Annotated in this window: 13 protein-coding genes; 9 read left to right on the forward strand and 4 right to left on the reverse strand. The window is 73.2% G+C overall.

Annotated features, from left to right (window positions below):
* Together glpK (ABWI04_RS31695) and ABWI04_RS31700 are read right to left on the reverse strand one after the other, a co-directional pair.
* The coding region (gene glpK / locus ABWI04_RS31695) for a glycerol kinase GlpK (RefSeq protein WP_353834718.1) at positions 1–1,121 on the reverse strand (1,121 nt) is incomplete at its 3' end.
* A 42-nt stretch (positions 1,122–1,163) separates the two neighbouring features.
* Positions 1,164–1,991 (reverse strand): MIP/aquaporin family protein, encoded by an 828-nt coding sequence (locus ABWI04_RS31700; RefSeq protein ID WP_353834719.1) that lies wholly within the window; start codon positions 1,989–1,991, stop codon positions 1,164–1,166.
* Positions 1,992–2,237: 246 nt separating this feature from the next.
* Here ABWI04_RS31700 and ABWI04_RS31705 point away from each other — a divergent pair, with 246 nt between their 5' ends.
* The gene (locus tag ABWI04_RS31705; RefSeq protein WP_345187363.1) at positions 2,238–3,005 is read left to right on the forward strand and encodes an IclR family transcriptional regulator; all 768 of its coding nucleotides are present in this window, start codon (positions 2,238–2,240) and stop codon (positions 3,003–3,005) included.
* Positions 3,006–3,086: 81 nt separating this feature from the next.
* Positions 3,087–4,613, forward strand: a complete 1,527-nt coding sequence (gene glpK / locus ABWI04_RS31710; protein ID WP_353834720.1) for a glycerol kinase GlpK — start codon at positions 3,087–3,089, stop codon at positions 4,611–4,613.
* Positions 4,614–4,660: 47 nt separating this feature from the next.
* Here the strand turns inward: glpK (ABWI04_RS31710) and ABWI04_RS31715 are convergent, their stop codons facing one another.
* The gene (locus tag ABWI04_RS31715; RefSeq protein ID WP_353834721.1) at positions 4,661–5,812 is read right to left on the reverse strand and encodes an acyl-CoA dehydrogenase family protein; all 1,152 of its coding nucleotides are present in this window, start codon (positions 5,810–5,812) and stop codon (positions 4,661–4,663) included.
* 126 nt (positions 5,813–5,938) lie between these two features.
* Here ABWI04_RS31715 and ABWI04_RS31720 point away from each other — a divergent pair, with 126 nt between their 5' ends.
* The 7 genes from ABWI04_RS31720 (at position 5,939) to ABWI04_RS31750 (ending at position 12,903) form a co-directional block, all read left to right on the forward strand.
* Entirely contained in the window at positions 5,939–6,628 is a 690-nt protein-coding gene (locus tag ABWI04_RS31720; protein ID WP_345187370.1) for a GntR family transcriptional regulator, read from the forward strand.
* A gap of 65 nt (positions 6,629–6,693) precedes the next feature.
* Positions 6,694–7,494, forward strand: coding sequence for an enoyl-CoA hydratase/isomerase family protein (locus tag ABWI04_RS31725; RefSeq protein ID WP_353834722.1), 801 nt, complete (start codon positions 6,694–6,696; stop codon positions 7,492–7,494).
* A gap of 13 nt (positions 7,495–7,507) precedes the next feature.
* Positions 7,508–8,686: an acyl-CoA dehydrogenase family protein gene (locus ABWI04_RS31730; protein ID WP_353834723.1), complete on the forward strand. Its 1,179-nt coding sequence runs from the start codon at positions 7,508–7,510 to the stop codon at positions 8,684–8,686.
* On the forward strand, positions 8,683–9,885 hold the full coding sequence (locus ABWI04_RS31735) for a CaiB/BaiF CoA transferase family protein (RefSeq protein ID WP_353834724.1): 1,203 nt from the start codon (positions 8,683–8,685) through the stop codon (positions 9,883–9,885). The genes ABWI04_RS31730 and ABWI04_RS31735 overlap by 4 nt, the downstream gene beginning before the upstream one ends.
* A gap of 62 nt (positions 9,886–9,947) precedes the next feature.
* The gene (locus ABWI04_RS31740; RefSeq protein WP_353834725.1) at positions 9,948–10,808 is read left to right on the forward strand and encodes a helix-turn-helix transcriptional regulator; all 861 of its coding nucleotides are present in this window, start codon (positions 9,948–9,950) and stop codon (positions 10,806–10,808) included.
* A gap of 104 nt (positions 10,809–10,912) precedes the next feature.
* Positions 10,913–11,923, forward strand: a complete 1,011-nt coding sequence (locus ABWI04_RS31745) for an aldo/keto reductase (RefSeq protein WP_353834726.1) — start codon at positions 10,913–10,915, stop codon at positions 11,921–11,923.
* A complete protein-coding gene (locus ABWI04_RS31750; protein ID WP_353834727.1) occupies positions 11,923–12,903 on the forward strand; it encodes a quinone oxidoreductase family protein in 981 nt (326 codons plus the stop codon). The genes ABWI04_RS31745 and ABWI04_RS31750 overlap by 1 nt, the downstream gene beginning before the upstream one ends.
* 32 nt (positions 12,904–12,935) lie before the next feature.
* On the opposite strand, the gene ABWI04_RS31755 is transcribed toward ABWI04_RS31750, so the two are convergent.
* Positions 12,936–13,517: a peroxiredoxin-like family protein gene (locus tag ABWI04_RS31755; protein ID WP_353834728.1), complete on the reverse strand. Its 582-nt coding sequence runs from the start codon at positions 13,515–13,517 to the stop codon at positions 12,936–12,938.
* Positions 13,518–13,542: the final 25 nt, after the last annotated feature.

The following is a 13,542-nucleotide window of genomic DNA, read 5'->3' on the forward strand; positions in this document are numbered from 1 at the left end:
CGCGAGAGGCCGACGATGGCGCCGCGGGCGTCGGATCTCCAGTAGGGGGCGAACAGGCCGGAGAAGGCCGGGACGAAGTAGACGCCGCCGTTGTCATCGACCTGCCGGGCCAGCGACTCGCTCTGCGCGGCGCCGGAGATGATCCCGAGCTGGTCGCGCAGCCACTGCACCGCCGACCCCGTCACCGCGATCGAACCCTCCAGCGCGTACACCGGCTTCTCGGATCCGAACTGGTAGCAGACGGTCGTCAGGAGCCCGTTCTTCGACCGGACGAGCTCCTCTCCCGTGTTGAGCAGGAGGAAGTTGCCGGTGCCGTAGGTGTTCTTGGCCTCGCCGGGGGCGAAGCACACCTGCCCGACCGTCGCCGCCTGCTGGTCGCCGAGCGCTGCGGTCAGGGGCACCTCGCCGCCGAGCGGGCCGTTCGCGCGGGTCGTGCCGTAGGCGTCGGGCGCCGAGGACGGCTTGATCTCCGGCAGCATGGAGCGCGGGATCCCGAACAGCGCCAGAAGCTCGTCGTCCCAGGAGAGGGTCTCCAGGTCCATGAGCATGGTCCGGCTGGCGTTGGTGGGGTCGGTGACGTGCACGCCGCCGTCCGTCCCGCCGGTGAGGTTCCACAGCACCCACGAGTCGGTCGTACCGAAGATCGCGTCGCCCTTCTCGGCGGCCTCGCGGACGCCGTCGACGTTCTCCAGGATCCACTGGATCTTCCCGCCGGAGAAGTACGTGGCCGGGGGGAGGCCGGCCTTGCGGCGGATGAGGTCGCCCTTGCCGTCCCGCTCCAGGGCCGCGGCGATGCGGTCGGTGCGGGTGTCCTGCCAGACGATCGCGTTGTAGTAGGGGCGGCCGGTGCGCCGGTTCCACACCACGGTCGTCTCGCGCTGGTTGGTGATCCCGAACGCGGCCAGGTCGCCGTGCGACAGGTTCGCCTTGTTCAGGGCGGACTGGATGACCGAGCGCGTCCGCTCCCAGATCTCGGTGGGATCGTGCTCGACCCAGCCGGCCCGGGGCAGGATCTGCTCGTGTTCGAGCTGGTGGCGGGCGATCTCGTTGCCGCCGTGATCGAAGATCATGAATCGGGTGCTGGTCGTGCCCTGGTCGAGGGCCCCGACGAAGTCAGCCATGCGCGCGTTCTCCTGGAGTCGTGGTGGACGGGACGGGGCGGTTCACGCCGCCTCGTACTCGGGCTCGGGCTTCGTGAGCCCCTGCGGGTCCTCCTCGGCGGGGGGCAGGAACCGCCCGATCAGGACCTTGTAGAGCCCGACGCCGAGCACGCCGCCGATGAGCGGGCCGATGATCGGCACCCAGAAGTACAGGTCGCCGTTCTGGTCCCGCCAGGCGGTGCCGTAGCCGGTGAGGAACGAGGCGAGCCGGGGGCCGAAGTCGCGGGCCGGGTTGATCGCGTAGCCGGCGTCGGTGCCCCATGCCATGCCGATCGCGACGACCAGCAGGCCGATCATGAACGGGCCCAGGTTCGCCAGCGGCGGGGAGTTGCGCACGTCGGTGAGCGCCTTGATCACGAAGAGCAGGATGGCGGTGCCGATCACCTGGTCGCGGAACGCGCCCCAGGTGCCGACCGGCAGCGTGCCGTTGCCCGGCAGGGTGGAGAACACGCCCTGGGTCTTGATGGTGTGGCCGGGGTCGACCTTGGCCAGCACCTCGCTGTAGTTCCAGCGGACGATCAGCGCCGCGACGAACGCCCCCGCGGTCTGCGCGGCGATGTAGGGTGCCGTCTTGCGCCAGGAGAACTCCTTGAAGACGGCCAGGGCGACGGTGACGGCGGGGTTGAGGTGGGCGCCGCTGATCCTGGCCGCGACGTACACGCCGAGCGTGACGCCGAGGCCCCAGGCCCAGGCGATGCTGTCGTGGTCGCCGATCTCGGCTCCGGCGACCTGGGCGACGACGCCGACGCCGAACAGGATGAGGATCAGGGTGCCGGCGAACTCGGCGGCGAGCTCGCCGGCCAGTGCGGGGATTCGGGTGCGTTCCGCCATGGGTACTCCTCGGGAGGTGGGGTGGACGCGAGCCCCGTGAGGCTGGCTGGACGGTAAGCCGGGACGGAACGCCTGACAACGGGAGCCTGCCGACAATGTCGAACACTTTCGTCCCGGCGCGGCGGCGGTTACCCTCCACCCTGTGCACCAGATCACACAATCCGGGCAGTTCAGGACGCATCGGACGATGATCGCGGCGGCTGCCGACATTGTCGGCATGTCGCCGGTGGACCTACCATCGGCTCCATGCCCGGACCTGTGCAGTCGATCGAGCGGGCGGCCGCGATCCTGCGCCTGCTGGCGGCGAGCTCGGGACGGCTCGGGGTCGGCGAGATCGCCAGTTCGCTGGGCCTGGCCCGGGGCACCGCGCACGGCATCCTGCGCACCCTGGAGCGCGTCGGCTTCGTCGAGCAGGACGGCGGCACGGGCAAGTACCAGCTCGGCGCCGCGCTGCTGCACCTCGGCACCAGCTACCTGGACGTCAACGAGCTGCGGTCCCGGGCCATCAACTGGGCCGACGCGCTCGCCTCGCGCACCGGCGAGGCCGTCCGGATCGGGACGCTGCTGGACGGGAAGGTCCTGGTCGTCCACCACGTGTTCCGCCCGGACGACACCCTCCAGGCCATGGACGTCGGCTCGCTGCTGCCGCTGCACGCCACCGCGCTCGGCAAGGCACTGCTCGCGCACGACGCCAACGCGGCGGCGTCCATCCGCGACACCGTCCTCGAGTCCTACTGCCGGCGCACCGTCACCGACCCCAAGGAGCTCGCACGGGCCGCCTCCCGCGTCCGGGAGAACGGCTGGGCCGCCGAGGCCGAGGAGCTGTCCATCGGCGAGGCCGGGATCGCGGCCCCGATCCGCGGGCACGGCGGGCTCGTCGTCGGGGCCATCGGCATCTCCGGCGCGGTCGAGCGGATCTGCGACTCCCGCCGCGTCCCCGACCCGAGGCTCGTGGCCTACGTGCGCGACGCCGCCCGCGCCGTCTCCCGTGACCTCGGCGGCTCGCGCTGGTGACGCCCCGCCGTCCGTCTCGCAGTCCGTCCCGACGCCGCCGCGACGGCGCGGGGAGGCGCGTCCTGGGGGAGGGGGCCGACCGTGACCGAACGGTACGTGATGTCGATCGACCAGGGCACCACGTCCACCCGCTGCATCCTGTTCGACCACGGCGGCCGCCTGGTGTCGGTGGCGCAGCGCGAGCACCGGCAGCACTTCCCGAAACCCGGCTGGGTCGAGCACGACCCGATGGAGATCTGGCGCAATCTTGAGCGCATCGCCCCGGAGGCGCTCGCCCAGGCGGGCGCGACGCCCGGCCAGGTCGCGGCGGTCGGGATCGCGAACCAGCGGGAGACGACCGTCCTGTGGGACCGGCTGACCGGCGTCCCGATCGGCCGCGCCATCGTCTGGCAGGACATGCGGACCGGCCCCCTCGTGGACGAGCTGGCCCGCGCCCCCGGCGCCACGGTGGTCACCGAGCGCAGCGGGCTGCCGCTGGCCACCTACTTCTCGGCCCCGCGCGTGCGCTGGATGCTGGACCACACGCCGGGTCTGCGGGAGCGCGCCGAGCGCGGCGAGGTCCTGTTCGGCACGATGGAGAGCTGGCTGATCTGGAACCTCAGCGGCGGCGTCGACGGCGGCGTCCACGTGACCGACGTGACCAACGCCAGCCGCACGCTGCTGATGGACCTGCACACCCTGTCCTGGGACGACGGCCTGCTCGACTTCTTCGGGGTGCCGAAGGCGATGCTGCCGGAGATCCGGTCGTCCACCGAGACCTACGGGACGGCCCGCCGCGTGTTCCCCGGCGTGCGCGTCGGCGCCGCCCTCGGCGACCAGCAGGCCGCGCTGTTCGGGCAGGCGTGCTTCTCGCCGGGCGAGACCAAGTGCACCTACGGGACGGGCGCGTTCCTGCTGATGAACACCGGCACCACGCCGGTGAGGTCGGACAACGGGCTGCTCACCACCGTCGGCTACAAGATCGGTGACGAGCCCGCGGTGTACGCGCTGGAGGGCTCGATCGCGATCACCGGGGCGCTGGTCCAGTGGTTCCGGGACGGCCTCGGGCTGATCAGCACGGCGCCGGAGATCGAGACGCTGGCCCGCACCGTCGGGGACAACGGCGGCTGCTACATCGTCCCGGCCTTCTCCGGGCTGTTCGCCCCGCACTGGCGCAGCGAGGCACGGGGCATCATCGTCGGCCTGACCTCCTACATCACCAAGGGCCACCTGGCGCGGGCCGTGCTGGAGGCGACGGCCTGGCAGACCCGCGAGGTCGTGGACGCGATGAACGCCGACTCCGGCCTCTCGCTGAAGGAGCTGAAGGCCGACGGCGGCATGACCTCGGACAACCTGGTCATGCAGATGGTCGCCGACGTGCTGAACGTGCCGGTCGCCCGGCCGATGGTGGTGGAGACGGTGTCGCTCGGCGCCGCCTACGCCGCCGGGCTCGCGGTCGGGTACTGGGCGGGGCTGGAGGGGCTGCGCCGCAACTGGCACCGCGCCGCCCGCTGGGTCCCGGCGATGGAGCCCGCCTGGAGGGCGGCCGAGTACGACAACTGGAAGCGCGCGGTTGAGCGCACGTTCGACTGGATCCGCGCGGGGGAGGACCCGGCCGCGGCGCCCTAGGCTCGGCGCCGCCCTAAGCCCGGTGCAGCCCTAAGCCCGGTGCAGCCCTACGCCCGGTGCCGCTCGACGAGCTGCCGGACGATCACGTTGCGCTGGATCTCGTTGGTCCCCTCGCCGACGATCATGAGCGGGGCGTCCCGGAAGTAGCGCTCGACGTCGAACTCGGTGGAGTAGCCGGCCGCGCCGTGGATGCGGACCGCGTTGAGCGCGATCTGCATCGCCGCCTCCGAGGCGTACAGCTTGGCCATGCCCGCCTCCATGTCGCAGCGCTCGCCCGCGTCCAGGCGTTCGGCGGCGTCGAGGGTGAGCAGCCGGGCCGCCCGCAGCTGGGTGGCCATGTCGGCGAGGTAGTTGCCGATCGACTGGTGCTGCCAGATCGGCTTGCCGAAGGCCTCGCGCTGCTGGGCGTAGCGCAGGGAGTCCTCCAGGGCGGCGCGCCCGACGCCGAGGGCGCGCGCGGCGACCTGGATGCGGCCGACTTCGAGGCCGCGCATCATCTGGGCGAAGCCGCGCCCCTCCTCGCCGCCGAGGACGGCGTCGAGCGGCGCCTCGTAACCGTCGAAGGAGAGCTCGCAGCTCTCCACGCCCTTGTAACCGAGTTTCGGCAGGTCACGGGAGACGGTCAGGCCGGGGCCCTTCTCGACCAGCAGGATGCTGATGCCCCGGTACCGGGGGGAGGCGGCCGGGTCGGTCTTGCACATCAGCGCGATGAGACCGGACGTGCGCGCGTTGGTGATCCACATCTTGGCGCCGTCGACGCGGTACCGGTCGCCGTCCCTGCGCGCGGTCGTGCCCATGGCCTGGAGGTCGGAGCCGCCGGACGGCTCGGTGAGCGCCATCGTGGCGCGCAGCTCGCCGGTCGCCATCCGGGGCAGGTAGCGGTCCTTCTGCTCCTCGGTGCCGTACACGGCGAGCAGGTGGGAGACGACCGTGTGCCCGCCGAACGCGCCCGCGAGCGTCATCCAGCCGCGCGCCAGCTCCTCGGTGACCAGCGCGTAGCAGGCCTTGGAGACGCTGGCGTCGCCGTACGGTGCGGGCACGGCGAGCCCGAAGACGCCGAGCCGCTTCATGCGGTCGATGAGGTGGGCGGGGTAGGTTCCCGCGTGCTCCAGGTCGCGGGCGACCGGGCGGACCTCCTTGTCGACGAAGTCCGCGACGACCTCGACGATGGCGCGCTCCTCGTCGCTGAGCGTGAACACGGCTCCACCCCCCCTCCGGTCTGTGTTTCATATATTTGATAGGAAAATAGCGGCTGTCAACGGGAGGGCGGGCCGCCGCCCGTCCATAATGTGAACCCACCACCAGGCCCACGGGAGACGATGAGAGTGGCACTTTCCGGTGACCGGGCCCTCGGCCGGCGCCGCCAGCTGAGCGACGAGGTGGCCGCCTACGTCCGCGAACTCATCATGTCGGGCCAGGTCAGGCACGGGGAGTTCCTCCGCCTCGAGCGCATCGCCGAGGACCTCGGGATCAGCGTGACCCCCGTCCGGGAGGCCCTGCTGTCGCTGCGCGGCGAGGGCTTCGTCACGCTGGAGCCGCGCCGCGGGTTCATGCCGGCGCCGCTCACCCGCCAGGACGTCCAGGACCTGTTCGAGGCGCAGGCGTACTTCGCCGGCGAGCTGGCCGCCCGCGCCGCCGGAAGGATCACCGAGGCGGAGCTGGAGTCGCTCGACCGCACGCAGGCGCTCCTGGAGGAGGCGTCCAAGGCCCGCGACTCCGCGGCCATCGAGCGCGCCAACCACCAGTTCCACCGGATCGTCAACCTGTGCGCGGGCTCGCCCAAGACGTCCTGGCTGCTCCAGCTCGTGGTGCGGTACGCCCCGCGCCGCTTCTACTCCAGCATCGAGGGCTGGACGCAGGCGTCGGTCGACGACCACCACCTCGTGCTGGCCGCGCTGCGAGCCGGGGACGCCGACGCGGCGCGGCAGGCGATGCGCGCCCACATCCGGCATGCGGGGACGCTGCTCGTGGTGCACCTGGAGGCGCAGGGCTTCTGGAACGAGCAGCCCGGCTGATCCACCGGGACCCTTTCCCCGGCTTCCCGGCTCGCATATCGTATAAAAAATTTCCAGGAGGGTTGATGGACGACCGGGACTCCGAACCGGCGCGTGGCGCCGTGGTCGCCACCGCCGACCACGGCGCGACGCGGGTGCTGACGCTGAACCGGCCCGAGGCCCGCAACGCGATCGACATCCCGATGCGCGAGCGGCTCGCGGACGAGGTGCGGCGCGCCGCGGACGACCCCGGCGTCCGGGCCGTGGTGCTGACCGGCGCGGCGGGGACGTTCTCGGCGGGCGGCGACGTCCGCTCGATGGCGGGCGCCGGACCGGACGCCGTCCGGGCGCGGCTCGACCCCGTGCACGAGACCGTCCGGCTCATCGCGACCTGCGGGACGCCGTTCATCGCCGCGGTCGAGGGCGCCGCCGCCGGGCTCGGCGTGTCCCTCGCCGCCGTGTGCGACCACGTGGTCGCCGCCGAGGACGCCCGGTTCGTCGCCGCGTTCGGCAAGGTCGGCCTTGTCGCGGACGGCGGCCTGCTCTGGACCCTCCCGCAGCGCGTCGGCATGGGCCACGCCAAGCAGATGCTGGTGTTCGGCCAGACCGTGCCCGCGCCGCGCGCCTACGAGATCGGACTGGCCGACTCCCTGGCGCCGCCCGGCGCGGCCCTGGACGCCGCGCTGGAACGCGCCGCCGAGGCCGCCGCGCTCGCCCCGCTGTCGGTCGCCGCGGCCAAGCGCCTCCTCGCCCGGACCGGCCAGAGTCTGGACCGCCTGCTGGACGCGGAGCGGGAGGAGCAGACCGCGCTGTTCGCCAGCGCCGACTTCACCGAGGGCCGGGCCGCGTTCGCCGAGCGCCGCCCGCCGCGCTTCGAGGGCCGCTAGGGAGGACCGGGACGTGAGCAGGCTGCAGCAGACCCACGGGCTCACGGACGAGCAGCGGGAGATCATCGCGACCGTCCGGGCGTTCGTCGACAAGGAGATCCTCCCCGTCGCGACCGGGCTGGAGCACGCCGACGCCTACCCGCAGGCGATCGTGGACGGGATGCGGGACCTCGGGCTCTTCGGCCTGACCATCGCCGAGGAGCACGGCGGGCTCGGGGAGTCGCTGCTGACCTACGCGCTGGTGGTGGAGGAGCTGTCGCGCGGCTGGATGAGCGTGTCGGGCATCGTCAACACCCATTTCATCGTCGCGTGGATGATCGCCCAGCACGGCACCGCCGAGCAGAGGGCGCACTACCTGCCGAGGATGGCGACCGGCGAGATCCGGGGCGCGTTCTCGATGTCGGAGCCGGGCTGCGGGTCGGACGTCTCGGCCATCAGGACCCGCGCCGTCCCGGACGGGGACGACTACGTGATCGACGGCCAGAAGATGTGGCTGACCAACGGCGGTTCGGCGAACCTGGTGGCGACGCTGGTGAAGACCGACCCCGCCGCCGGCCACCGCGGCATGACCGCGTTCCTGGTCGACAAGGAGCCCGGTTTCGGCGAGGTCGCGCCCGGCCTCACCGTCCCCGGCAAGATCGACAAGATGGGGTACAAGGGCGTCGACACCACCGAGCTGCTCTTCGACTCGTACCGGATCCCGTCCGCGCAGGTCCTGGGCGGGATGCCCGGACGCGGCTTCTACCAGATGATGGACGGCGCCGAGGTCGGCCGCGTCAACGTGGCGGCGCGCGGCTGCGGCGTGGCCCGCCGCGCCTACGAGCTCGCCCTGGCCTACGCGCGGCGGCGCGAGACGTTCGGAAAGCCGATCGCCGAGCACCAGGCCGTCCTTTTCCGCCTGGCGGAGATGGCCACCAAGGTCGAGGCGGCGCACCAGATGATGGTGATGGCGGCGCGCCGCAAGGACTCCGGCGAGCGCAACGACCTGGAGGCCGGGATGGCCAAGTACCTGGCCAGCGAGTACTGCAAGGAGGTCGTGGAGGACGCGTTCCGCATCCACGGCGGCTACGCCTACTCCAGGGAGTACGAGATCGAGCGCCTGTACCGGGAGGCCCCGATGCTGCTGATCGGCGAGGGCACCGCCGACATCCAGAAGATGGTCATCGGCCGCCGGCTGCTGGAGGAGCGGTGACCGGTGCGGCCGCCGGGCCGCCGCTCGCGGGGATCACCGTCGTCGCCCTGGAGCAGGCGGTCGCGGCGCCGTTCGCCACGCGGCAGCTGGCCGACCAGGGCGCCCGCGTCATCAAGGTGGAGCGCGTCGACGGCGGCGACTTCGCCCGCGCCTACGACACGGGCGTGCGCGGTGGGCTCGGCACGCACTTCGCGTGGCTCAACCGGTCGAAGGAATCGGTCGCGCTCGACCTCAAGCGCGAGGAGGGCCGCGCGGTGCTCGCCGACCTGGTCGCGCGCGCCGACGTGTTCCTGCAGAACCTGGCGCCCGGCGCGGCCGCCCGGCTCGGGTTCGGCGCCGAGGAGCTGCGCGCCCGCGACCCCCGGCTGATCGTGGTCGAGATGTCGGGCTACGGCTCGCGGGGGCCGTACCGGGACAAGCGCGCCTACGACATGCTGGTCCAGGCCGAGGCGGGGCTGATCTCGGTCACCGGCACGCCGGAGACGCCCGTCAAGGCGGGCTCGCCGCTGGCCGACATCGCGGCCGGGATGTACGCCTTCTCCGGGACGCTCGCCGCGCTCGTGCGGCGCGGCGCGACCGGTGCGGGCGCGTCCATCGAGATCACGATGTTCGACGCGGTCGCCGAGTGGATGGGGCAGGCGATGTACACGACGCTCTACACCGGCTCCCCGCCGCCGCGCACGCGGCTGAGCCACCCCGTGATCGCCCCGTACGACGCCTACCCGACGTCCGACGGCGCGGACGTGGTGATCGGCGTCCAGAACGACCGCGGCTGGGCGGCGCTGGCCGCCGGCGTGCTGGAGCGGCCCGACCTCGTGGCGGACCCCGAATACGCGACGAATCGGGCAAGGGTCCGCAACCGGGAGAGGGTGGACGCGCTGGTCGCGGGCGTCACGTCCCGCATGGGACGGGAGGAACTGCTGCGACGGCTCGACGAGGCGGGAGTGCCGAACGCGTCCCTGAACGACGGGCACGGCCTCGTCGCCCACCCGCAGCTCGCCGAGCGGGACCGGTGGCGGGAGGTGGGCTCGCCGGTCGGCGGCATCCGGGCCCTGCTCCCGCCGATCACGTTCGCCGACGCCGAGCCGCGCATGGACCCGATCCCGGCGCTCGGCGAGCACACCGACGCCGTGCTGCGCGAGCTGGGACGCGACGACGCCGCCATCGAGGCCCTGCGCTCCGCCGGCGCGGTCGCCTGACCTCCGCGCCGGCGCCGGTCTCCGACGGCGACGCCCCGAAGGCCGGCGGATATCGTGGCGGCATGGCCAGTCAGACCCCCGCCTCAGCCCCCGGTCGCCGCAGGGAGGAACTGCGCGACTTCCTGCGCACCCGCCGCGCCCGCCTCGCCCCCGGCGACGTCGGCATGCCCGACGGGGGACGGCGCAGGACGCCGGGCCTGCGCCGCGAGGAGGTCGCCGTCCTCGCGGGGGTCGGGGTGTCCTGGTACACGTGGCTGGAGCAGGGCCGCGACATCAAGGTGTCCGGGGACGTCCTCGACGCGATCGCGCGGGCCCTGCGGCTGGACGGCGCCGAGCGCGAGCACCTGTACCTGCTCGCGGGGCTGAACCCGCCCCGGGCGGAGGCCGGCCCCGCCGTGCCGATCACGCCCGAACTGCGGCGGGTGCTGGACGCCTGGTCCCCGCGCCCCGCCTACGTCCGCGACCGCCACTGGAACTTCGTCGCGATCAACGACGCGGCCCGCGAGGTGTTCGGGTACGGCGACACCGACCACAACTGCCTGGTCACCTACTTCACCAACGTCCGGTACCGGTCGATGCACACCCACTGGGCAGCCGCCGCGCCCGACGTCGTGGCGCGGTTCCGCGCCGACGCCGCCCGCTACCCCGACGACCCCGAGTTCGAGCGGATCGTCGAGGACCTGCTGGCGGTCAGTCCCGAGTTCGCCGAGCTGTGGCCCCGCCACGAGGTGAGCGCGGGCGCCCAGGCGGTCAAGGGCATCAGGCACCCGGACGCGGGGGAGCTGGTCTTCGAGGGCACGCTGCTGCCGCTCGCCGACCGTCCGGGCCACCACCTGGTGCTGCACAACCCGCGCCCCGGCACCGGCACGCAGGAGCGCCTCGAACGGCTGATGGCGCGCCGCGAGCTCGCCGCCGCGGGCTGACCTGCCCCGCCCAGGGTGGTGGTCCCACACCCAGGATGAGCGGAGTCTGTTTGCCTTCCGGTCTGTCCAGCACGATCGTCCTCATGAGGAACGAAGGAGACATCATGAGGACGCGGGACTTCGCGGGCACCCCGGTGGGCGCGGTCGGCCTCGGGTGCATGGGCATGAGCTGGGCCTACAGCGAGTCCGAGCGTGACGACGACGCCTCGGTGGCGCTGATCCGGGAGGCGCTCGACCTCGGCGTGACGTTCCTGGACACCGCGCAGCCCTACGGCGACGGCCACAACGAGGCCCTCGTCGGGCGGGCGCTGGCGGGGCGCCGGGACGAGGCGGTCGTCGCCACCAAGACGGGCCTGGTCGTGGAGTCGCCGGCCACCCGGGAACTCGTCCGGAACGGAACGCCGGAGCATGTGAAGGCGTCCGCCGAGGACAGCCTGCGCCGCCTCGGGACGGACGTGATCGACCTTTACTACCTGCACCGGGTCGACCCGCGGGCGCCCCTCGCCGACACGTGGGGCGCGATGGCCGAACTGGTCGCCGAGGGCAAGGTCCGCAGGCTGGGCCTGTCGGAGGTCAGCGTCGCGCAGGCCGCCGAGGCGCACGCGATCCACCCGGTCGCCGCCGTCCAGTCGGAGCTGTCGCTGTGGACCCGCGACGCCATGGGGGCGCCCGGGGGGATGGCCGGCACCCTGCCGGGCGACGCCTCCGGGACGGGGGACGGGCCGGGCGACGTGGTCGGCTGGTGCGCCGCCAACGGCGCGGTGTTCGTGCCGTTCTCGCCGCTCGGCCGCGGCTTCCTCACCGGGACGGTCACCGCGGCCGACTTCGAGGACACCGACTTCCGCGGCGGCAACCCGCGCTTCCAGGAGGAGGCGCTGAAGGCCAACCTGCGCATCGTCGAGGTGGTCAAGGCGGTCGCCGCGCGGCACGGCGCCACGCCGGCCCAGGTCGCCATCGCCTGGACGCTGGCGCAGGGCGAGCACGTCATCCCGATCCCCGGCACCAAGAAGCCGAAGTACCTGCGCGACAACGCCGCCGCCGCCGGCCTGGACCTCACCGAGGCCGACCTCGCGGAGCTGGACGGCGTCCCCGCGGCCGTCGGGGGGCGTTACTGATGCGGGCCGTCACGATTCCCGAGTTCGGCGGCGCGGACGTGCTGCGCCAGGCCGAGGTGCCCGTCCCCGAGCCCGGGCCGGGGCAGGTGTCCATCGACGTGGCGTACGCGGGCGCGAACTTCGCCGAAGTCCTCTACCGCCGGGGCGTCGTGGACGTGCCGCTGCCGTTCGTCCCCGGCATCGAGGTGTCCGGGCACGTCCGGGCGGTCGGGCCGGACGTGGAGGGGCTGCGCAGGGGCCAGCCCGTCGCCGCGCTGACGATCGTGGACAGCGGCGGCTACGCCGAGGTCGCGGTCACCTCCGCCGACCTCGTCGCGCCGCTCGACGGCCTCGACCTCGGGCTGGACGTCGCGGCGGCCGTCCCGTCCAACGGGGCCACCGCCTTCCTCGTCCTGGACCGGGTCGCGCGCATCGAGCCGGGCGAGACCGTGCTGGTGCACGCGGCCGCCGGGGGCGTCGGCAGCCAGCTCGGCCAGGCCGCCCGGCTGCTCGGCGCGGGCCGGGTGGCCGGCACGGTCGGCGGCCCCGCCAAGATCGAGACCGCGCGCGGGTTCGGCTACGACGACGTCGTCCTGCGCGACGCGCTGCCGGGCGAGGTCGCGGGCCTCACCGGCGGGCGCGGGTTCGACATCGTCGTGGACATGGTGGGCGGCCCCGCCCGCCGCGCGAGCCTGGACGCCCTCGCCCCGATGGGCCGGATGGTCGTGATGGGCAACGCGTCCGGCACCGACGACGTGGGCATGTCGGCGAACGAGCTGTGGTTCGCCAACAAGACGGTGTCCGGGTTCAACCTCGCGGCGTTCGCGGGCGTCGCGCCGGCCGACGCCGGACGCGCCCTGCGCCGCGCGGTCGCCGCCGCCGCGTCCGGCGACCTGCGGGTCCAGGTCGAGGAACTGCCGCTGGAGCAGGCCGCCGAAGCGCACGAGCGCATCGAGTCGGGCGCCACGACCGGCAAGCTCGTCCTGGCGGTCAAGGGCTGACCTTCAGGAGTCGTCCCCCGGCCTGCGGGCGGTCATCGCGCCGCGTTCCGGCCGGGGGACGGGGCCTGGGCGGCCAGGGCCAGCAGTTCGTCGACCGTCCACTGGTCGTAGGCGTGCTCGCCGTACTTGGCCGCGACGAGCCTGCCGTCGGAGCCGATCAGGAAGTCGGCGGGCAGGCCGAAGCGGCCGCCGTCGGGCAGCAGCCTGGGAGCGCGCTCGCGCCGCCGCAGGATGTCCCAGGTGCCGCGGGCGACGGCGCGGAGGACCGTCCCCCACACGCGCGGGGCGAGCAGCGCGCGCCGCGCCGACTCGACGCCGAACTCGGCGTACAGCCGCTTGGCCGGGTCGCCGACCACGGGGAACGGCAGGTCGCCGACGTACTCGCGCAGTTCCTCCGCGGTGGAGTGGAAGACCACGACCTCGCTGATCCCGGCGGCCTCGATCTCGCCGTGCCGCAGCACGATCGAGCGCAGGTGCAGGTTGCAGATCGGGCAGCCGGCGAACCGGCGGAACTGCAGGTGGACGAGGCGGCCGGGGTCGGGGACGGGAACCGGCGGCCCGGAGACCGGGGTCAGCTCCCGCGCGGGGACATGGGAACCGGGTGCCAGATGCATGGGCGGTCCTTTTAGGAGTATGGCG

Origin of the sequence: Actinomadura sp. NPDC000929 (assembly GCF_040492065.1) — a bacterium.
Lineage (GTDB): Bacteria > Actinomycetota > Actinomycetes > Streptosporangiales > Streptosporangiaceae > Spirillospora > Spirillospora verrucosospora.